19 protein-coding genes are annotated in these 19,064 nt (G+C 63.9%); 14 read left to right on the plus strand and 5 right to left on the minus strand.

The features are described from left to right. Positions 1 to 99: 99 nt before the first annotated feature. Positions 100 to 1,368 (plus strand): glycosyltransferase, encoded by a 1,269-nt coding sequence (locus PAA8504_RS05565; RefSeq protein WP_108893168.1) that lies wholly within the window; start codon positions 100 to 102, stop codon positions 1,366 to 1,368. On the opposite strand, the gene PAA8504_RS05570 is transcribed toward PAA8504_RS05565, so the two are convergent. Beyond that, positions 1,338 to 1,838 (minus strand): DUF3576 domain-containing protein, encoded by a 501-nt coding sequence (locus tag PAA8504_RS05570; protein WP_245897528.1) that lies wholly within the window; start codon positions 1,836 to 1,838, stop codon positions 1,338 to 1,340. The genes PAA8504_RS05565 and PAA8504_RS05570 overlap by 31 nt on opposite strands. A 245-nt stretch (positions 1,839 to 2,083) precedes the next feature. Between PAA8504_RS05570 and PAA8504_RS05575 the strand changes: the two genes are divergently transcribed. The 3 genes from PAA8504_RS05575 to PAA8504_RS05585 all read left to right on the plus strand — a co-directional run bounded on the left by PAA8504_RS05575 (position 2,084) and on the right by PAA8504_RS05585 (position 4,414). Further along, positions 2,084 to 2,341: a hypothetical protein gene (locus PAA8504_RS05575; protein WP_108893170.1), complete on the plus strand. Its 258-nt coding sequence runs from the start codon at positions 2,084 to 2,086 to the stop codon at positions 2,339 to 2,341. Between the two features lie 223 nt (positions 2,342 to 2,564). Next, positions 2,565 to 3,659, plus strand: a complete 1,095-nt coding sequence (locus PAA8504_RS05580; RefSeq protein ID WP_181375705.1) for a porin — start codon at positions 2,565 to 2,567, stop codon at positions 3,657 to 3,659. An 86-nt stretch (positions 3,660 to 3,745) separates the two neighbouring features. After that, a complete protein-coding gene (locus tag PAA8504_RS05585; protein ID WP_281259935.1) occupies positions 3,746 to 4,414 on the plus strand; it encodes a YggS family pyridoxal phosphate-dependent enzyme in 669 nt (222 codons plus the stop codon). Here the strand turns inward: PAA8504_RS05585 and PAA8504_RS05590 are convergent. Both PAA8504_RS05590 and ribA read right to left on the minus strand, forming a co-directional pair. Beyond that, complete coding sequence (locus tag PAA8504_RS05590) at positions 4,411 to 4,902, minus strand: L,D-transpeptidase family protein (RefSeq protein WP_108893173.1); 492 nt, start codon at positions 4,900 to 4,902, stop codon at positions 4,411 to 4,413. The two genes, PAA8504_RS05585 and PAA8504_RS05590, sit on opposite strands and share 4 nt — an antisense overlap. Further along, complete coding sequence (gene ribA / locus PAA8504_RS05595) at positions 4,899 to 5,975, minus strand: GTP cyclohydrolase II (protein ID WP_108893174.1); 1,077 nt, start codon at positions 5,973 to 5,975, stop codon at positions 4,899 to 4,901. The genes PAA8504_RS05590 and ribA overlap by 4 nt, the downstream gene beginning before the upstream one ends. Before the next feature lie 134 nt (positions 5,976 to 6,109). Between ribA and PAA8504_RS05600 the strand changes: the two genes are divergently transcribed. Beyond that, positions 6,110 to 6,796, plus strand: a complete 687-nt coding sequence (locus PAA8504_RS05600) for a response regulator transcription factor (protein WP_108893175.1) — start codon at positions 6,110 to 6,112, stop codon at positions 6,794 to 6,796. A 45-nt stretch (positions 6,797 to 6,841) separates the two neighbouring features. On the opposite strand, the gene PAA8504_RS05605 is transcribed toward PAA8504_RS05600, so the two are convergent. Then, positions 6,842 to 7,345 (minus strand): hypothetical protein, encoded by a 504-nt coding sequence (locus PAA8504_RS05605; protein ID WP_108893176.1) that lies wholly within the window; start codon positions 7,343 to 7,345, stop codon positions 6,842 to 6,844. 109 nt (positions 7,346 to 7,454) lie between these two features. On the opposite strand from PAA8504_RS05605, the gene PAA8504_RS05610 reads away from it, so the two are divergent. The 4 genes from PAA8504_RS05610 (at position 7,455) to PAA8504_RS05625 (ending at position 10,068) form a co-directional block, all read left to right on the plus strand. Continuing rightward, a complete protein-coding gene (locus tag PAA8504_RS05610; protein ID WP_108893177.1) occupies positions 7,455 to 8,237 on the plus strand; it encodes an exodeoxyribonuclease III in 783 nt (260 codons plus the stop codon). Between the two features lie 65 nt (positions 8,238 to 8,302). Continuing rightward, positions 8,303 to 9,229 (plus strand): thioredoxin, encoded by a 927-nt coding sequence (trxA, locus tag PAA8504_RS05615; RefSeq protein ID WP_108893178.1) that lies wholly within the window; start codon positions 8,303 to 8,305, stop codon positions 9,227 to 9,229. A 27-nt stretch (positions 9,230 to 9,256) separates the two neighbouring features. Beyond that, positions 9,257 to 9,895: an LON peptidase substrate-binding domain-containing protein gene (locus tag PAA8504_RS05620; protein WP_108893179.1), complete on the plus strand. Its 639-nt coding sequence runs from the start codon at positions 9,257 to 9,259 to the stop codon at positions 9,893 to 9,895. Beyond that, on the plus strand, positions 9,892 to 10,068 hold the full coding sequence (locus tag PAA8504_RS05625; protein WP_108893180.1) for a Trm112 family protein: 177 nt from the start codon (positions 9,892 to 9,894) through the stop codon (positions 10,066 to 10,068). Before PAA8504_RS05620 ends, PAA8504_RS05625 begins: the two co-directional genes overlap by 4 nt. On the opposite strand, the gene PAA8504_RS05630 is transcribed toward PAA8504_RS05625, so the two are convergent. Next, entirely contained in the window at positions 10,065 to 11,273 is a 1,209-nt protein-coding gene (locus PAA8504_RS05630; protein ID WP_108893512.1) for a UbiH/UbiF/VisC/COQ6 family ubiquinone biosynthesis hydroxylase, read from the minus strand. The genes PAA8504_RS05625 and PAA8504_RS05630 overlap by 4 nt on opposite strands. A gap of 34 nt (positions 11,274 to 11,307) precedes the next feature. Here PAA8504_RS05630 and PAA8504_RS05635 point away from each other — a divergent pair, with 34 nt between their 5' ends. From PAA8504_RS05635 to PAA8504_RS22760, 5 genes are all read left to right on the plus strand, one after another. Next, a complete protein-coding gene (locus PAA8504_RS05635; RefSeq protein ID WP_245897529.1) occupies positions 11,308 to 12,663 on the plus strand; it encodes an amidase in 1,356 nt (451 codons plus the stop codon). 115 nt (positions 12,664 to 12,778) lie between these two features. After that, on the plus strand, positions 12,779 to 13,948 hold the full coding sequence (locus PAA8504_RS05640; protein WP_108893514.1) for an aminotransferase class I/II-fold pyridoxal phosphate-dependent enzyme: 1,170 nt from the start codon (positions 12,779 to 12,781) through the stop codon (positions 13,946 to 13,948). Between the two features lie 10 nt (positions 13,949 to 13,958). Next, a complete protein-coding gene (locus tag PAA8504_RS05645; protein WP_108893181.1) occupies positions 13,959 to 17,003 on the plus strand; it encodes a DNA translocase FtsK in 3,045 nt (1,014 codons plus the stop codon). Positions 17,004 to 17,119: 116 nt separating this feature from the next. After that, positions 17,120 to 18,679, plus strand: a complete 1,560-nt coding sequence (locus tag PAA8504_RS05650; protein ID WP_108893182.1) for a sensor histidine kinase — start codon at positions 17,120 to 17,122, stop codon at positions 18,677 to 18,679. Beyond that, the gene (locus PAA8504_RS22760; protein WP_108893183.1) at positions 18,570 to 19,058 is read left to right on the plus strand and encodes a response regulator; all 489 of its coding nucleotides are present in this window, start codon (positions 18,570 to 18,572) and stop codon (positions 19,056 to 19,058) included. Before PAA8504_RS05650 ends, PAA8504_RS22760 begins: the two co-directional genes overlap by 110 nt. The last annotated feature ends 6 nt before the right edge of the window (positions 19,059 to 19,064 follow it).

Here is a 19,064-nt window from a genome sequence, read left to right on the forward strand (position 1 = left end):
GGGCGCCTTGATAGGGGTGCTATGCGGGCGGGTCCAGCGGCAGCCCCTTATCTTCGCCTCAATTCTGGGGCATTCAGTGGCCCGGAGGTCGAAACCCACATGGTCATCCTGTTTCTGCACCAGAATTTTCCTGGCCAGTTCGCGCATCTGGCCCCTGCACTCGCCAAAGCGGGGCACCGGGTTTTTGCCCTGACCAGCCGGTATGAAAAGCGTCACATGTGGCGGGGCGTGGACGTGATAGCCTATCGCTACGACGCCCCTTCGGAGCAAAAGCTTCATCCTTGGACAACCACTGTGAACAAGGCCATCGATCGCGGAGCAACCGTCTTCCGTGCCTGCGAGGCACTGAAGGGGCGCGGGCTGAACCCTGACGTGATCGTGGCACATTCAGGCTGGGGCGAGGCGATGTTTCTTCGGCACGTATGGCCCGACGCGCGGATCGGCGTCTTCTGCGAATTCTCCTATCGGGCCGAGGGGGCGGATATCGGGTTCGACCCCGAGTTCGACGGAAAACCCGAGCTGGGACGCGGCCCCCGGGTCGAGATGAAGAACCTCGCCATGCGACTTCAGCTTGAAAGTGCAGATGCCGGGATCAGTCCGACCCACTGGCAGGCCGACATGCACCCGCCCGAGCTGCGCCGGAAGATCACCGTGGCCTTCGATGGAATCGACACGGACGACATCGCGCCGGACCCTTCCGCGCAACTGGTGTTGCCCGGCCACGGAACCTTCACGCGCAACGACGAGGTCGTCACCTTCGTGAATCGCAACCTGGAACCCTATCGCGGCTTTCACGTCTTCATGCGCGCGCTGCCCGACCTTCTGCGGCGGCGCCCCGGGGCCAAGTTCTTGATCGTGGGCGATGACGGGGTCAGCTACGGGTCTGCGCCGAAGGACGGTGGCACCTGGCGGCAGAAGATGGTGGCCGAACTCGGCAGCCGGATTGCGCCGCAGGACTGGAACCGCGTCCATTTCACGGGTCGCATCGGCCGCGACGACTTCACCCGCCTTCTGCAGGTCAGCCGGGTGCACGTGTACCTGACCTATCCATTTGTGCTCAGTTGGTCGCTTGTCGAGGCGATGAGCGTGGGCTGTGCCATCGTCGCGTCCGATACCGCGCCAGTCCGGGAGGTGATCGACCAGGACAAGACGGGCCGTCTGTTCGATTTCTTCGATGGGCCGCGGATGGTCGATCTGGTGGACGCGCTTCTGGACGATTCCCAAGCTCGTGCTGCACTAGGTCAGGCAGCGCGTGCCCGGGTCTTGCGCGACTACGACCTGAAACGGGTTTGCCTGCCGCAGCAGTTCAGGTGGATCGAGGGACTGGCGTCAGGCGATCAAAGCCGCCCGTCGGCCACCCTCAACTGACGCGCACGGGTCAGAATCGCATCCTCGACCGCTTGCGCCGTGGCGCGGTTCACCGGGCCGGATTGCGTGGCCAACGCGACCGAAAGCGACCGCGCGTCCAGGGCGGGATCCTGGACATAGACGGTCGCGCGGTAGGCCGGGCCACCACCCGGCGGACGGCCGTAGCCGTAGACCATCACGCCGGTGAACGGATCCGCCGTCTCTAGCGGCAGGAAATCCAGAATGTCCTGCGCGGCGGTCCAGATGTACTTGTTCACCTCGATCCGGGTGTTCGGGTTGTCGCGGTTCCCGAACAGATCGAAGATAGATTCGCGCGGTGCGACGTCTCGGTCCAGAAGGGCCCGCTGTCGGTCCGCGCTTTCGCGGTCGCCACACCCTGAAAGTGCGACCAGCGCCCCCAAGGCGGCGGCGAACGTGATTGAATGGCCTTGGCCCATGGAAGCGGTCCCCCGGTCTTTCTTCTTTCGCATTGGAGTATCCGAGCCGTCGCAGGCGAGCAAGGAACCAAATCCGGACCGGCGTGTTGGTGCGGCAAGTGACAAGTTCGGCGAAGGGAAGGACATAAAAGAATCTCTCTATCGCACCCGTGACGCAGACGCGTGGCGGATTAGTTCACGATTTACAGGGGTTTCGCCCCAAGGGTCGAAACAGCCCGAGTATGTGCAGGCCGCGCAGATTGCTGCCGGTCAAAATGGAAAGACCACGAGGAAAAAACATGAAAAAGATTATTGCTCTCGCCACCGTTTCGCTCATCGCCGCTCCGGCCGCTTTCGCCGAAGCCCACATGGACGAGTCGATGACGATGATGACGCAGCGCCTTCAGAATGCGCTGGCCGACTGCAACGTCGAAGTCACCGAAGAAGAAATGATGAACCTGAGCATCGCCGATGTATCTGGCATCATCATCGCTACGAACTCCGATTCTCAGACCGATAAGTGCACGACGATCGAAGGCTTCCTTCAGGAAGATTGATCCGACTGAGTGCCTAGCGCACGTGAATGGCCGTCCCTTTGGGGGCGGCCATTTTTGCATGTGCAGCGTGCTCGCAGGTGTGTGACATAGCTGCATCAAATGTTTTCCCGATGATCGCGGTATCCCGGCCTTGCTTGAAGCGATGGCGGGAAAAGCGCATTCCACCGCTGTGCCCAGGAGGTGACGGACCTTTGGGGCTGGAAAAAAGATCATGAGGGAAAACATGAATAAGTTTCTTCTTGCCTCCACGGCTCTGGTTGCCTCCGCGACCTTCGCCATGGCGGATGTCAGCCTGTCCGGCTCGGCCGAAATGGGCGTATTCGGCTTCGATGGTGATGGCCTTGGTGCCGGCGACGGCGACCTGCAGTTCCACACCGACATCGACGTTACCTTCTCGATGGCCGGCGAAACCGATGCCGGTCTGACCTTCGGTGCGTCGATCGACCTCGACGAAGAAATCGGCGACAACAACGCGGATGATGGTGGTGCTGAATCCGCGGCAACGCGCGATGACTCCGACGATGGCGGCGCGACCCTCTTCGTAGACGGCGCGTATGGCCGCTTGACCATTGGCGACGTCGACGGCGCGTATGACTTCGTGATGGAAGAAGCCATCATCGGTGGCGCCCTTCGTGACGATCATGAGCATGCCGGCTACAGCGGCAACTCGGGCCTCGACGGCAACTATGACGGTCAGGTCGCCCTGTACCAGTACGCCTTCGGCGATTTCTCGGTCGGTGCGTCTGCTGAGATCGACGACGACGGTGAAGACGATCCCGTCCTGGGCCTTGGCGTCCGCTACCAAGGTGAGTTCGCCGGGGTCGCCTTCGGCGCTGGCCTTGGTTACCAGACGACGGACGGCGATGACGATGGCGATGACAGCGATGTCTACGGTATCAGCCTCTCGGGCAAAATGTCCAACGGGTTCCAAGCCATCCTGAACTACTCCGAGTACGACGGCTTCACGGAAGACCTCGACGGCCGTGGCAACTCCGATGACTCCATCAACGTTGTGACCGGCGTTCCGGTCCCCGGAGTCGACCGTGAGATCATCGTTGATCTGGAGAACCACTTCGGTGTGGCTGTTGGCTATGAGTTCGGAAACTTCCTCGTTGCTGCCAACTACGGCCACTTCGACACCAATGGCGGCGACCTGTCCGGCTACGGTGTGGTCGCGAACTACGACCTCGGTGGCGGCGCCGCTCTGCAGGCGGGCTACGGTCACTCGGATATCGACGCCGACGACGATACGTTCGACGGGTTTGACGCCGATCGTGATGTAGATACCTACTCCTTCGGTATCTCGATGTCCTTCTGATCCAACCGGATTGGACTACAGGATCGGGCGGCTCTTCGGAGCCGCCCTTTTCTTTTTCGCATCTCCGATTGTAGTGTCCTCGCGACATGCAGGAGGCAGATGTGGGTCTTACCGATATCCGGCAAAAGATTGACAAGGCGGCGAAACGGGCCGGGCGTGCCGCGTCCGAAATCTCGCTCATCGCCGTGTCCAAGAAGCAACCGGACGAACGGGTCGAGGCTGTCCTCGACCAGGGTCATCGGGTTTTCGGCGAAAACCGCGTTCAGGAAGCGCAGGACAAGTGGCCCGCCTTTCGTGACAGGTATGGCCCGTGCGAGCTTCACCTGATCGGCCCCCTTCAGACGAACAAGGCCCGCGCGGCCATGGAGCTTTTCGACGCGATTCAGGTGCTGGATCGCCTGAAACTGGCCAAGACCCTCGCACGGCTGGCGCAGGAGATCGGACGGTGTCCTGATCTGTTCGTCCAGGTGAACACCGGGGAAGAGGACCAGAAGGCCGGAATCCTGCCTGCCGAGGCCGACAGTTTCATCTCCGAGTGCAGGGCGATGGACCTGCCGTTGCGCGGATTGATGTGCATTCCTCCGATCGACGAAGAACCGGCGTTGCATTTCGCGCTTCTGGGCAAGATCGCGGCTCGGAACGGAATAGGCGAACTTTCGATGGGGATGAGCGGGGATTTCGAATCCGCCATCGCGCAGGGGGCGACCCACGTTCGCGTGGGGTCGGCGATTTTCGGGGATCGTCCGTCAGACTAGACTATCAGGCGGCTCCCTGGCTCCAGTCGTGCCGCCACCCAGCGCAAATGCAGGGGATCAAGGGCAATGCAGCCTTCCGTCGGGTAGCCCGGCCGACGCCAGCGATGCAGGAAAATGGCAGACCCCAAGCCCGGCGTGGCGTCGGGCCAGTTCCAGTCCGTCAGCAGGACCAGGTCGTAAAGCGGATCGGCGCGGCGCAAGCGTTCATGCGAGAACGAGGTCGGCGCCCGGGTCATCAGGTTGTACTCTGGATCGGCCGGATCGTCGGACCAGATGTCACCGGGAAGGATCGGGACTGCCCATGGTGCAGGCCGGGCCATGCGATCCGGACGATAGAGCATGCCAATGATGCGGTGTGTCCCCGTCGGGGTCGCCCCGTCGCCCTCGCGCTTGGCCTCGGTCACGCCCCCACGGCCGATCACGCAAGGCAGGGTGCGCCCCATGACCCTTAGGCCTCGCGGCGACAGGACCAGGTTTTTCGGGGTCATGTCAGGTGCCCGCTCTTCTTAGCTTTCACGTCCAGGTAGTCCCGGTTGAACGCCGTTTCACCCACCCAAAGCGGCACGCGTTCAACCACGTCGATGCCCTCGTGCTGCAGGCGGTTCACCTTGCGGGGATTGTTGGTCATCAACCGCACCTGTCCGATCCCCATGTCCCGCAGGATGGCCGACCCCAGTCCGAAATCCCGCTCGTCGTCGTCGAAGCCCAGCCGATGGTTGGCCTCTACCGTGTCGAAACCCTGATCTTGCAGCGCATAGGCCCGCATCTTGTTTGCCAGCCCGATCCCGCGCCCTTCCTGGTTCAGGTACAACAGCACGCCGGCCCCGTCTGTCGCCATGCTTTCCAGCGCGGTGCGCAACTGCGGCCCGCAATCGCATTTCAGCGATCCCAGAACGTCACCGGTGAAGCAGGCGGAATGCAGACGCGTCAGAACCGGTTTCGCGCGATCCGGGCGGCCGATCTCGATCGCATAGTGTTCCTCGCCGCCATCATGGGGGCGGAAGATGTGCAGGCGCGTTCCGACGGCCGCGGCGATGGGAAGGGCCGCGTCGACGACGCGCTTCAGGCGGGCGGGGGCAGGGGGGGTGATATCGTCCACCAAGATCTCGGTCAGTCCCGCAACGGGAGTGTCGAGATCGCGAAGGATGACGGCTGGCAGGATCCGGGCCGATTTGGCCAAGGCCAACCCCGCGCGTGCAAAGTGCGACGCCCCATCCCGCACGGCATGGAACGGCCCCTTCAGCGGCGTGGCAAGATCGCCGACCGGATCGATCAGCGCGGCCAGATCGCGCCTTTGGATGCCCGGCGCGAGAGGAAGCCGAGCGAGATCGTCGTCATAGACCCGTATCTTCAGGGTCTCGGCACGCCAGTGGGTCAAGGCAAGGGTCGCGGTGCCGTCCTCGCAGAACCACGACAACCGCGTGTCCGAGACCGTCTCGGCCCCCGCGATCAGGCAGCGCCGCGCGCCTTCCCGAAGAATGACTGGAAGTCCGACCCGCAGATCGGAGCGCGCCCGGCTGAGCCATTCGAGGGGGGAGGGGGAGATCGGGTCCATTGCCATGGAGATAGGCCCTCGACCCGGGAAAGTGAAACAGTTCTGACCGGAATGGACACACGGCCGTGAACGATTGTCGCATCCATTGCAGCGAGTGAACTTGGGGCACATTTGCGCGTTCAAGGGATGTGGAGGTTACGATGAGCCAACTTAAGAAAATTCTGCTGGTCGATGACGACGACGACCTGCGCGAGGCGCTGAGCGAGCAGCTTATCATGACCGAAGATTTCGACGTCTTCGAAGCGGATTCGGCCGCCCACGCGATGGAGCGTGCGAAAGGCGATCACTTCGATCTCGTGATCCTCGATGTGGGCCTTCCCGATAATGACGGCCGTGAGCTGTGCCGCTTGATGCGCAAGCAAGGCGTGAAGTGCCCCATCATCATGCTGACCGGCCATGACAGTGATGCGGATACCATCTTGGGACTGGATGCCGGGGCGAATGACTATGTCACGAAGCCCTTCAAGTTTCCGGTCTTGCTGGCCCGCATCCGTGCGCAACTCCGCCAGCATGAGCAAAGCGAAGACGCCGTCTTTCAGCTTGGTCCCTATTCCTTCAGACCGGCGCAGAAGATGCTTCTGGACGAGGCGGACAAGAAAATCCGTCTGACCGAGAAAGAGACGAATATCCTGAAGTTTCTGTACCGTGCCCCTGAAGGCGTCGTTCCGCGCGACGTTCTGTTGCACGAGGTCTGGGGATACAATGCCGGTGTGACGACCCACACGCTGGAGACGCACATCTATCGGCTGCGGCAGAAGATCGAGCCGGACCCGTCCAATGCCCGGCTTCTGGTCACAGAAACGGGTGGCTACAGGTTGTCGATATGAAAAAGGGCCCCGCGGGGCCCTTTCTCGTTTGCATGACAGGGCGTGTCAGTCGCCCTCGGCCCGGATGACCGTCGCTTGAAGGTCGACCGACAAGGTGATCCCCTCTGACGATACCACGCTGACATCTTCCTCTCCCTCGGCAAGGGTCGCGCGCATGTTGCCGTCGATCAGGAGGCTGTCCCCCTGTATCTCGAAGCTGTCGACGCTCAGGTTGATTGCATCGTCCGTGGCGGTCAGTGCTTCGCCGTCCCGCATCAGCTCGATCTGGCCGCTGATCAGATCAGGGCTTCGGGTTCCGGGGTCGGCGGTGAAGGTGACGGTCAGGCGCTGGTCGTCGGACACGGGCGTTTCCGCCGGATAGGCCTCCAGCGTCACTTCGACGCCATCTTCGACCTCGCGCCAGCCGGTCGCGATATCTTCGCCATCCAGGATCGAATAGGCGGCGGGCGGACCTTCCAGGGTTCCGCTCATGGTGCCAACTGTGGTCTGGGCCGCCAGGGTGGTCGGCAGTCCGATTGCGGCGGCAAGGGTCAGGGCGCGTATGCGCATTGGGCTTCTCCATTCATGGGGTGCAGGGCCAACGCGCCTGAAATGACGCGCGTTCCGGTGACAAGCGGTCGCGCGCCCGATATGGGGGCGCGGGATCAAGGGGGACGCCATGCCATTCACTGTCTGCACGTGGAACATCAACTCGGTGCGCCTGCGCGAAGGGCTTGTCGCCCGGCTTTTGGAAGAAGAAGCACCAGACATTCTCTGCCTTCAGGAATGCAAATCCCCGGTCGAAAAGATCCCCTCGTTCGGGGCCTTGGGATATAGCCATATGATCGCCCGCGGGCAGAAGGGGTATAACGGCGTGGCAATCCTGTCGAAGACCCCGATCCGCGAGGTCTCGGCGCTGGATCACGCCGATCTGGGTCATGCCCGCCATGTCTCGGCGCAAACCGAGGACGGCGTTGTCATCCACAACTACTATGTCCCCGCGGGCGGCGACGTCCCCGATCGGGAGGTGAACGAGAAGTTCGGCCAGAAGCTGGATTACCTGACCGCCATGCGCGATGCCTTTCGGGCCGAACGGCCCGAGCGTTCGATCCTCGTCGGCGATCTGAACATCGCCCCGCGCGAGGATGACGTCTGGTCCCACAAGCAACTTCTGAAGGTCGTCAGCCATACGCCCGTCGAGGTCGCGCAGTTGGGCGAAACGCAGGAGGCCGGCGCCTGGGTGGACGTCACGCGTCGGAATATCCCCGAGGGTAAGTTGTATTCCTGGTGGTCCTACCGGGCGAAGGACTGGGACGCCGCCGACAAGGGGCGGCGGCTGGATCATATCTGGGCCTCGCCCGATATCGCCGGTGCGGCGCACGGGTCCCGGGTGCTGCGTGCCGCGCGTGGATGGGAAAAACCGTCCGATCACGCGCCCGTCTTCGCGACCTTTGACCTTTGAAGACTTGAGGATCGGGCCCGGGCGACCCATTTGATGCGGCAGCACACGAATATGCGAGGACGGATATGGTGATCGATCTGATGGGCGGCGCGCAGCCCAGCCAAGGCGGGGACGACCTGATCAAGGAGACGACCGAGGCGACCTTCATGGCCGATGTCGTCGAGGCCAGCCAGCAGGTCCCGGTCATCGTGGATTTTTGGGCGCCGTGGTGCGGTCCGTGCAAGACGTTGGGCCCGATGCTGGAAGACGCCGTGCGCGCCGCCGGCGGCAAGGTGAAGATGGTGAAGGTCGATGTGGACCAGAACCAGCAGATCGCCGCGCAGCTGCGGATCCAGTCGATCCCGACCGTCTACGCGTTCTATCAGGGGCAACCCATCGACGGCTTCCAAGGGGCGGTTCAGGGCTCGGAGATCAAGGCCTTCGTGGACCGGCTGATCGAACAGGCAGGCGGCGAAGCCGAAGGGGGCGGCCTGGATGAGGCCGTCGCCGCCGCGGACGAGATGCTGGAGCAAGGCGCCGCCTCCGACGCCGCGCAAACCTACGCCGCGATCCTGGGCGAACAGCCGAACCATCCCGCTGCCTACGCGGGCATGGTGCGCGCCCATATCGCGATGGGCGATCTGGATCAGGCCGAGGCGATCCTGAACGGCGCCGACGCTTCCATCAGTCACGCCCCCGAACTCGAAGCCGCCCATGCCCAGCTCCAACTGGCCAAGCAGGGCGCGGACGCAGGGCCCGTGGACGAACTTCGGGCCAAGGTCGATGCCGATCCAGACGACCATCAGTCCCGTTTCGACCTTGCCCAGGCCCTGCACGCCAAGGGCATGACGGAGGAGGCCGTGGACGAACTTCTGGAACTCTTCCGTCGTGACCGGACTTGGAACGACGAAGCCGCACGCGCCCAGTTGTTCACGATCTTCGACGCGCTGCCGGCGAAGGATCCTGTCGCGCTGAAAGGGCGCAGGCGGTTGTCCTCGATGATATTTGCCTGACCTGACCGGCGTCCTACGTCGCCCATCATGTTCAGCATAGCGGACCTTCCTCAGACGCTTCCGATCTTCCCGCTTCCGGGTGCACTCCTGCTTCCGCGGGGGCGCCTTCCCCTGCATATCTTCGAGCCGCGGTATCTTGCGATGATCGAGGATTGCATGAAGACGCCGGACCGGTTGATCGGCATGGTTCAACCGCGCGAGACGCCGGGCGGCGAATCGCGCCTTCACTCCATCGGGTGTGCGGGTCGCCTGACCGGCTTTTCCGAGACCGAGGACGGTCGGTACATGATCACGCTGACAGGCGTGTCCCGCTTCCGCATCCGCGAAGAGGTCGAGGGGTTCACCCCCTACCGGAAGTGCGATGTGACCTGGGACGCCTTCAGCCGCGATCTGGGTGCGGTCGAGCGCGATCCGAATTTCGACCGAAAGCGGTTCCTGAAAATCTTGGGGCGGTATTTCGCGAACGAGGAACTGAAGACCGACTGGGATTCCCTCAGCGAGGCCGAGGACGAACTTCTGATCAACGCGCTGTCCATGCTGTGCCCGTTCGAGCCCGAGGACAAGCAGGCCCTTCTGGAAGCGCCCACGCTGGAAACCCGGCGCGAGACTCTGGTCACCCTGATCGAATACGCGCTGGCCGGCGGCGGAGAGGAGAACCTTCAATGACCAAGGTGGACCGAAAGACGCTCGAGTCCCTCGTGTGTCCCGAAACTCATGCCGTTCTGACCTATGACGCCGAGCGGCAGGAGTTGATTTCGAAAGCCGCGCATTTGGCCTACCCGATCCGCGACGGGATCCCGATCATGCTCAGCGACGAAGCGCGGAAGATCGAAGACTAGACCTTCTGTCCCTGCAACAGTTTCGGCCGGTCCCCGGTCAGGCCCGCGGCCTCACGAATGAAGCCCCGGCGCAGGTCGGGGAGGCGCTGGACCGCTGCAAGCCCCAGATCGCGCGCCAATCTCAGAACCGGGTTGTCGTTCGAGAACAGGCGGTTGAACCCGTCCGTTGCCAGGGCCAACGTCGCGACGTCGAAGCGCCGCCAGCGCTGATAGCGTTCCAGAACGTCGATCCTGCCGATGTCCTCCCCGCGCCGACGAGCGAGGATCAGAACCTCGGCCAGCGCCGCGACATCCTTCAGCCCCGCGTTCAGGCCCTGTCCCGCGATGGGATGGACCGCATGGGCCGCGTCGCCCACCAGCGCCATGCGATCGGCGACTAAACGATTGGCGATGGACAGGCTCAGGGGATAGTTAAAACGCGCGCCCGCCAGCGTGGTGTCCCCCAAGAAATCCCCGAAGCGCGGGCGCAGAACATCCAGATAGGCGGCGTCGGGCAAGGCCGTCAACGCGTCGGCCCGGTCGCGCCGCTCGGTCCACACGATCGACGCGCGGTTGCCCATCAACGGCAGGATCGCCAGCGGGCCTTCGGGCATGAAGAACTGATGCGCAATGCCTTCGTGGGGCTTTTCGTGGCTGATCGCGGCGACAAGGGCCGACTGGCTATAGTCCCATCCCGTGCGCCGAATGCCGGCCCGCTGTGCCACACCCGATCGCTTGCCGTCGCAGCCGACCAACGCCGCGGCCTGCAACGTGTCTCCATTGGTCAGCGTCACCTCGACCGCACCCGGCTCGATCTGCTGGCGGGCGACGCCGGCCTCGATCCGGACGATGTCGCCGCGCGCGTTCAGAAGGGCGGGGCGAAGGTGGCGGTCTTCGACCATGTGGCCCATAGGGCCTTCCTCGATCTCGGCATGGTCGAAATGCAGCGTCAGGGGGGACGGGCCTTCGCCGACCCGCCCGTCCGAGATACAGATATCCAGGATCGGCTGGGCGTCCCCGGCCACGGCATCCCACACGCCGATGGCCCGCAGAAGGTTTCGCGACCCTACCGACAGCGCATAGCTGCGTCCGTCGAACCCGGCTGCGCCGCGGTCGGCGGCGGGAACGGGATCGACAAGCGCGACCCGCAGGCCACCTTGCGACAGGGCGATGGCAAGGGCCGTTCCGGCAAGGCCTCCGCCGGCGATGATGACATCTGTTTTCATGTGCGGGACTATGGCGCGGGCGCGGGCGATGTCCATGCGATTCAAGGACGCGAGGGAGAGCGGTGTGAACGACTGGCAAAAGATGGGTGCGGCTCGGCTGGGGCGGGAAATCGGCGCGGGACGCCTCGACCCGGTGGAGCTTTGCGACGGGTTTCTCAATGCCATCGCGGATCACGATCTGGCCGGCCGCATCTTCGCCCGCACCACCCCCGACCGGGCCCGGGCCGAGGCGAAGGCCGCCGCGCAGCGTGCCCGCGACGGCGTGCGCAAGGGGCCGCTCGATGGGGTGCCGATCTCGTGGAAGGACCTGTACGACAGCGCCGGTACGGCGACCGAGGCCGGATCGCGCCTGCTGGAAGGGCGGGTACCTGACGCGGACGCGGAAGTGCTGGCCGCCGCGTCGGCGCAGGGACTCGTCTGCTTGGGCAAGACGCATCTGAGCGAACTGGCCTTTTCGGGGCTGGGCCTCAACCCCATGACCGCCACCCCACCTTGTGTGAACGACCCCGACGCGGTGTCGGGCGGCTCGTCCTCGGGCGGGGCGGCGTCGGTGGCGTTCGGGTTGTCGGCGGGGGCCATCGGATCGGATACCGGTGGCTCGATCCGGTTGCCCGCCGCGTGGAACGATCTGGTGGGGTTGAAGGCGACCTCGGGCGCGCTGCCGATGGGGGGCGTCGTGCCGCTTTGCCCCCGGTTCGACACGTTGGGTCCCTTAACCCGAACGGTCGAGGACGCGGCCCTGCTGTTCGCCGCGATGGGCGGGCGCAGGACGGACTTGTCGGGCGCCACGCTTCAGGGAACGCGGCTCATGGTGCTCGAGACATCGGCCCTCGACGATCTGGAGGGGCCGATCGGCGACACGTTCGACGCCGCGATCCGCAAGCTGGAGGCCGCGGGCGCCCGGATCGAGCGTCACCGCGTTCCTGCGGTGGCCGAGGCCATGCCCCTCTCGGCCATCCTCTTTGCCGCCGAGGCCTATGGCGTCTGGCGCGACACTATCGAGGCGCGCCCCGACCTGATGTTCGCCAATGTCCGCGAGCGGTTCCGCGGCGGGCGTGATGTGCTCGCCTCGGATTATATCGGGGCGTGGCGGCGACTGGACGAGTTGCGCGCGGATTATCTGCGCGAGACCGCCGGTTACGATGCCGTCCTTCTGCCGACCTGCCCGATCCTTCCCCCCGCACGCGCCCGCCTGGAAACCGACGTGGATCACTATGTCGAGCGGAACCTGATGACGCTTCGGAACACGCGGATCGGCAACCTGATGGGACTGCCGGGCCTGACGCTACCAACCGGCACCCCCTCGGTCGGACTGCTGATGCAGACCCCGCCGATGACTGAAGGTCGGCTTCTGCGTCTGGGGGCCGCGGCCGAATCGGCCTTGGCGTAAAAGCCACAGGCAAGCCCTGTCGCCCCGTCGAAGGGGCGGCAATTTCTGGACCCTTCCGGGGCGCTCGGGCTACGGTCGGCGCAAAGGGGCGATAGACCCCAGCTTGAGGCACATGATGCAGTATCCCCAGCGGTTCGAGGCTCTGCCCGACTACGCATTTCCGCGTTTGCGCGCCCTCCTCGATCATCACGAGGCCGGGGGCCCGGTGCTGCACATGTCCATCGGAGAGCCGCGCCACGATCCGCCGGCCTTTGTCGCGCAGGTTCTGGCGGACGCGGTTGACGATTTCGGACGCTATCCTGCGAATGACGGCACGGATGCGCTGCGCCAGTCCATCGCCGATTGGGTCGGACGCCGCTATGGCGTCGCATTGGACCACGCGAACCAGATCCTGCCCCTGAACGGCACGCGTGAGGGGCTGTTCAACGCCGCCGTCGCCCTTTGCCCCGAGGGGGCGCCGGTCGTGCTGACGCCGAACCCGTTCTACCAGGTGTATGCCGTCGCCGCGCTGGCCATGGCGGCCGAGCCCGTCTATGTGCCCGCCACCGCGGCCACCGACTTCTTGCCCGACTATGCCGGTCTTCCGGCCGAAATCCTGGACCGCACCGCGATCGCCTATATCTGCTCGCCCTCGAACCCGCAGGGCGCCGTGGCGGACGATGGGTATTGGCGCGACCTCATCGCGCTGGCCGAAAAGCACGATTTCCGCATCTTCGCTGACGAATGCTATTCCGAGATCTATCGCGACACCCCGCCCCCCGGTGCGATGCAGGTGGCAAAAAGCATGGGCGCCGACCCCGAGCGCGTTGTGATCTTCCACTCGCTATCCAAGCGGTCGAACCTTCCGGGCCTGCGCTCCGGCTTCGCGGCCGCGGGGCCGAAGACGATGGCGCGCATGAAACAGCTGCGCAACTATGCCGGCGCGCCGTTGGCAGGGCCGATCCAGACCGTCAGCGCGGCCGTCTGGGCCGACGAGGCGCATGTCGAGGCCTCGCGCCGCCGCTATACCGCTAAGTTCGCCATGGTCGATACGGTGTTCGACGGCATCGACGGCTGCGCCGCGCCCGAAGCCGGGTTCTTTCTTTGGCTGCCGGTCGAGGACGGTGAAGCCGCGGCGCTGAAGGTGTGGCAGCAGACGGGGATCCGGACATTGCCGGGCGCCTATCTCAGCCGGGACGTGAACGGCCAAAACCCCGGTAAGGGGTATCTCAGGGCGGCGCTCGTCGCCCCGGAACAGGACTTGCAGCGCGGGCTGATCCAACTCCGCGACTGTCTTTATGGGTAAGAGGAAGCACATGGCGTACCAGACACGGGGGCGGAACCCACTCTTCGACAGCGACACGCAGGCGATCCTCGAACGCCGCGGGCGAGAGCTGGTCGGGCTGGTGCTTCTGGGCATCGGCGCCGTGCTGGGGCTGATGCTGGCGACCTATGTGCCCGACGATCCCTCGTGGCTGGCCGCCACGTCAGAGCCTGCGCAGAACATGATGGGCCGGCTTGGGGCGTCCATAGCCTCGCCTATGATCATAATCGCGGGCCTTGGGGCTTGGGGACTGCCTGCGGCCCTGGCGCTTTGGGGCGGGCGATTCCTGTTCCACACCGGGGCAGACCGTGCCGTGTCGCGTGCTGTCTTCGTGCCGATCGGCGTGGCGCTTCTATCCGTCTACCTTTCGACCCATGCGCCCGGCCCATCGTGGGAGCAGAGCTTCGGCCTTGGCGGCTTGTTCGGCGATACCGCGCTGGGGACGCTTCTTGGCCTCTTCGGGGTAAGCGGTGCGTTCGGCCTGAAGATGACCGCCCTCGGGATCATGATCCTGACGCTGGCTGTCGGGGGCTTTGTCCTGGGGTTCACCCGCGACGAGGTGACGGGCATCGCCACCTGGCTTCTGCGTGGTTCGGTCCTGAGCTATGCGGGGCTTGTCGCGGTCCTGGGCTTCGGGCAACGCGGTGTGGCCAAGGGTATGACAGCTAGCGCGCGGGCCGCCGCCGAACGCATCGACACCATGCGGGTCCGCAGGGCGGAACGTGCCTTCGACAATGAAGACGACGACGAAATCGCCTTCGATGACGAGGAAGAACCTGCGCCTGCTCCAGCCCCGCGCGCCCGTCCGGTCCTGCGCGCATCGCGCCACACCCCGGAGTGGGACCACACGGGCGACACGGAGGTCGAGGATGACGACCGGCCGTTCCCCGACTTCGACCTCGACGCGGAACCCGCTCCGGCACCAAGCTTCCTGACCCGTATCGGGGGCAAGCTTGGCCTCACGCAGCCCGATCATCCGGACTTCATTCCCGAAGTCGAGATGCAGTCCGAAGAAGGTGACGATCGGGTCCGGTCGAAGATCTCGGACGCCATCCGTCAGCGCGCGCGCACGCAGCCCGTCCTGACCGGATCGCGCAGCGCCATTCCGTCTGTCAAACGCAAGAAGCACCCGCGCGGGCCGCAACCGATCCTTCTGCCGAAGGAGCCGCGCCTGTCGACCGCCGAACAGGAGCCGCCGATCTCGGCCCCCGCGCCCAAGGCCCCGTTCCATGAAGCGCCCGAGGACATGGCCGACGACGTCTACGCCGACGAGGCGGTGTATGACGACATAGACGACCGCAACTTGTCCGAACACGTGCCAGACGACGAGGACTGGTCCGAGGACGACATGCCCAGCTCGGAACTGGCCGCGGCAGAGCCGTCGCGCACCCCGCGCTTCGCCCCCACCGTCAAGCGCGAGGCGCCGAAGCCCAAGGTCCAGCATGTCCAGAAAAAGCCCCTACGCCCCTCGTCGCGCGCTGTGGCCGAGGCGCAACCGAACCTGGCATTCGAGGACAACGACACCGGCTACGAACACCCCCCGCTGAACCTTCTGACCGATCCCAAGACGGTCGAACGCCACGTCCTCTCGGACGAGGCGCTGGAAGAGAACGCGCGGATGCTGGAAACCGTGCTGGACGACTACGGCGTCAAGGGCGAGATCGTCAGCGTCCGTCCCGGCCCAGTCGTCACCATGTACGAGCTGGAACCGGCACCGGGTCTTAAGGCCAGCCGCGTGATTGGTCTGGCCGACGACATTGCCCGGTCGATGAGTGCCCTGTCCGCCCGCGTCTCGACCGTTCCGGGCCGGTCGGTCATCGGCATCGAACTGCCCAACGAAAAGCGCGAGATGTGCGTCCTGCGCGAGATCCTGTCGGCCCGCGATTTCGGCGACGGCAACCAGCGCCTTCCCCTGGCGCTGGGCAAGGATATCGGAGGCGACCCGGTGGTCGCGAACCTGGCCAAGATGCCCCACCTGCTGATCGCGGGGACGACCGGCTCGGGCAAATCCGTGGCGATCAACACCATGATCCTGTCACTACTCTACAAGCTGACGCCGGAAGAATGCCGGATGATCATGATCGACCCCAAGATGCTGGAACTGTCAGTCTACGACGGCATCCCGCATCTGCTGTCGCCTGTCGTGACGGACCCCAAAAAGGCTGTCGTCGCCCTCAAATGGACCGTGGGCGAGATGGAGGACCGCTATCGCAAGATGTCCAAGATGGGCGTGCGCAACATCGAGGGCTATAACAGTCGCGTGCGCGATGCGCTGGGCAAGGGCGAGATGTTCGAGCGCACGGTCCAGACCGGCTTCGACGACGAGACGGGCGAGCCGATCTTCGAGACCGAAGAGATGCAGCCCGAAATCCTGCCCTTCATCGTCGTCATCGTGGACGAGATGGCGGACCTGATGATGGTGGCCGGCAAAGAGATCGAGGCCTGCATCCAGCGTCTGGCACAGATGGCGCGGGCCTCCGGTATCCATTTGATCATGGCCACGCAGCGCCCGTCCGTTGACGTCATCACCGGAACGATCAAGGCGAACTTCCCCACCCGAATCAGCTTCCAGGTGACATCCAAGATCGACAGCCGCACTATCCTGGGGGAGCAGGGGGCCGAGCAGCTTCTGGGCATGGGCGACATGCTGTATATGGCGGGGGGGTCGAAGATCACCCGCGTGCACGGGCCCTTCTGCTCGGACGAGGAGGTCGAGGAAATCGTCAGCTATCTCAAGTCCTTCGGGCCGCCCGACTATAAGTCTGGCGTCGTCGAAGGGCCGGATGACGAGAAGGGCGGCGATATCGATGCGGTCCTCGGCCTGGGCGGAAATACCGGGGGCGAGGATGCGCTTTATGATGAAGCGGTCCAGATCGTCGCGAAGGACCGCAAGTGTTCGACGTCCTACATCCAGCGCAAGCTTGGCATCGGCTACAACAAGGCTGCGCGCTTGGTCGAACAGATGGAGGACCAGGGCGTCGTCAGCAGCGCCAATCACGTCGGCAAGCGCGAGGTACTGGTGCCTGAAGTAGGCTGAGGCAGGCTTATTACGTCTGCCGTTAGGGGAAACGTAAGAGATTCCCGGCTTTCCTTGATGCCGGGGATTGCCGCGACCATGCGGCTGTCCTGTCCTGAGTAAGGCGAGCGGACGGTATGGAAGGCAGGATCAAAAGCGGAGAAGAACGACCCGCCTTGCCGGAACGTCCGTATCTGCGGCGTCGCGTTGCCACCGCGATGATCGTGCTTCTGGTTCCGCTTGTCCTGTCCAGCGTGGCCTCGGTAGCCTACCATCGAACATCTGCAATCAATGCCCGCTATGCGGTGGCATTCAGTGAACTTTTGGGCCGCATCTCGCATCTCGATCGCGAAGTCGCCAGGGCGGAATCGGGGCGCGATGAAGACCCGGAGATTTGGCGCGAAGAGTTCATAAGCGCCCTCGGCCTTTTCAGTGCGATCCGGGCTGCCGATCCGGATGGTGGCGAGATCATGGATACGACCGGCGACGATGATTTGCAGCCGTTGATGCGCCGAAAGGTCGACGTAGGATTGGACCCGTTCGAGTTGAGCGTTCAGGCCGGTTTGGCGGGGTACGATATGCCCGATAGTTTGAAGAAGGTTTGGGAAGCAGGTCCGGAATTTTCGGATAGTCGGGTCAGCGCACTTGAAAAGAAATTTGGCGAAATCCTCATAGCGGCCGCCCCTATCCTGTTGGACGGTGGACGCGACGAGAACGAATTTGCGCAATACTGGGCGGCCTCTACCGAAATATCTCACAGAGAACTCGAAGGGGTATCGAAAGTCCTGCAGGAGAGCTCTCGTGTCGCCGGACAGGCGCCGGTTGTGCTTGCTTGTGTAGTTCTGGTTATTGCGTTGATGGGGGTGGCTTTCGCATGGATGGCGGTCATCCGCCCCCTGATCAAGCGAGTGGGGCGGATTCAGCGCGCCTTGGCGCGGGAGGCGGTGGCTGCCCACGCCGCCGACAGGGCCAAAACGGAATTTCTCGCCTCCGTCAGCCACGAACTCCGCACGCCGATGAACGGGATTATTGGGGGTATCCAGCTTCTTGAGGCGTCCGACCTGTCCGAGTCCGACCGCGAAACGGTTCAAATCATGAGCGATTGCGCGGAAAGCCAGATGTTGCTGATAGAGCAACTCCTGACTTTTGGTGAGATCGAGGCCGGCGTCGTTCGACCGGTAACCTCACCCGTCGACCTTGCGAAGGTCGTGAGGGACGCGTTGGGCTCGGTTGCCCTAAACGCTTACCAAAAGGGACTGATGCTCAGGACCGATATGCCCGCAGATCTTCCGATGATAGAAAGCGACGGGGAGCGATTGCACCAAATCGTCGGGAACCTGGTGGAAAATGCGGTTAAGTTTACCGATGCAGGTCAGGTAGCGGTGGGTGTTCGCGTCCTGTCCGGGGAAAGCGGCGCGGTGACCGTCCGTATCGACGTGACTGATACCGGGCCCGGCATCGCGTATGAACATCGCAATCGGATATTTGAACGGTTTACCCAAGTCGACGGGTCATCCAGCCGCCGAACGGGCGGTACAGGGTTGGGACTTGCTATCGCCCGCGGTATCGCCCGCGATCTTGGTGGCGATGTCGCACTGCACAGCCGACCGGAAGAAGGCTCGACCTTCACGCTCTCCCTTCCGGCACGTTTGGCAAAAGCATCGGAGCGCAATTCCGGCGAAGACCTTGCCGCATGAGATCTTCGGTCCCTCAGCGCCTGCGGATCCTGGTGGTCGACGATTCGGACATCAATGCGATGGTCCTGCAAAAGCTGTTGCGGATTGCGGGATGGATTGCGACATCGCGAAAAACGGGCGTGAAAGCATAGAGATGGCCAAATCCGGTCAACACGACGTCGTGCTGATGGATATTCACATGCCGGGCATGGACGGGGTCGAGGCCATGCGCAAGAACGTTGAGTTGCGCCCGGTGGCACCGCCGCGTGTGATCGCGGTGACTGCGAACGTCTCGATGGAACAACGTCGGGAATGCAGAGATGCGGGATTTGCAGATTTCGTCCCCAAACCGGTCCGCCTAGAGGCATTGAAATCCGCCTTGGGTCTGGCGCCAGCCTGACGTGCT

Origin of the sequence: Palleronia abyssalis (genome assembly GCF_900302445.1) — a bacterium.
GTDB classification, from domain to species: Bacteria; Pseudomonadota; Alphaproteobacteria; order Rhodobacterales; family Rhodobacteraceae; genus Palleronia; species Palleronia abyssalis.

Excerpts from the sequence above, each read along its gene's own strand:
- PAA8504_RS05565 (WP_108893168.1), top strand. The coding sequence starts at position 100 with ATGGTCATCCTGTTTCTGCACCAGAATTTTCCTGGCCAGTTCGCGCAT.
- PAA8504_RS05570 (WP_245897528.1), bottom strand. The coding sequence starts at position 1,838 with ATGCGAAAGAAGAAAGACCGGGGGACCGCTTCCATGGGCCAAGGCCAT.
- PAA8504_RS05575 (WP_108893170.1), top strand. The coding sequence starts at position 2,084 with ATGAAAAAGATTATTGCTCTCGCCACCGTTTCGCTCATCGCCGCTCCG.
- PAA8504_RS05580 (WP_181375705.1), top strand. The coding sequence starts at position 2,565 with ATGAATAAGTTTCTTCTTGCCTCCACGGCTCTGGTTGCCTCCGCGACC.
- PAA8504_RS05585 (WP_281259935.1), top strand. The coding sequence starts at position 3,746 with ATGCAGGAGGCAGATGTGGGTCTTACCGATATCCGGCAAAAGATTGAC.
- PAA8504_RS05590 (WP_108893173.1), bottom strand. The coding sequence starts at position 4,902 with ATGACCCCGAAAAACCTGGTCCTGTCGCCGCGAGGCCTAAGGGTCATG.
- ribA (WP_108893174.1), bottom strand. The coding sequence starts at position 5,975 with ATGGCAATGGACCCGATCTCCCCCTCCCCCCTCGAATGGCTCAGCCGG.
- PAA8504_RS05600 (WP_108893175.1), top strand. The coding sequence starts at position 6,110 with ATGAGCCAACTTAAGAAAATTCTGCTGGTCGATGACGACGACGACCTG.
- PAA8504_RS05605 (WP_108893176.1), bottom strand. The coding sequence starts at position 7,345 with ATGCGCATACGCGCCCTGACCCTTGCCGCCGCAATCGGACTGCCGACC.
- PAA8504_RS05610 (WP_108893177.1), top strand. The coding sequence starts at position 7,455 with ATGCCATTCACTGTCTGCACGTGGAACATCAACTCGGTGCGCCTGCGC.
- trxA (WP_108893178.1), top strand. The coding sequence starts at position 8,303 with ATGGTGATCGATCTGATGGGCGGCGCGCAGCCCAGCCAAGGCGGGGAC.
- PAA8504_RS05620 (WP_108893179.1), top strand. The coding sequence starts at position 9,257 with ATGTTCAGCATAGCGGACCTTCCTCAGACGCTTCCGATCTTCCCGCTT.
- PAA8504_RS05625 (WP_108893180.1), top strand. The coding sequence starts at position 9,892 with ATGACCAAGGTGGACCGAAAGACGCTCGAGTCCCTCGTGTGTCCCGAA.
- PAA8504_RS05630 (WP_108893512.1), bottom strand. The coding sequence starts at position 11,273 with ATGAAAACAGATGTCATCATCGCCGGCGGAGGCCTTGCCGGAACGGCC.
- PAA8504_RS05635 (WP_245897529.1), top strand. The coding sequence starts at position 11,308 with ATGCGATTCAAGGACGCGAGGGAGAGCGGTGTGAACGACTGGCAAAAG.
- PAA8504_RS05640 (WP_108893514.1), top strand. The coding sequence starts at position 12,779 with ATGCAGTATCCCCAGCGGTTCGAGGCTCTGCCCGACTACGCATTTCCG.
- PAA8504_RS05645 (WP_108893181.1), top strand. The coding sequence starts at position 13,959 with ATGGCGTACCAGACACGGGGGCGGAACCCACTCTTCGACAGCGACACG.
- PAA8504_RS05650 (WP_108893182.1), top strand. The coding sequence starts at position 17,120 with ATGGAAGGCAGGATCAAAAGCGGAGAAGAACGACCCGCCTTGCCGGAA.
- PAA8504_RS22760 (WP_108893183.1), top strand. The coding sequence starts at position 18,570 with ATGTCGCACTGCACAGCCGACCGGAAGAAGGCTCGACCTTCACGCTCT.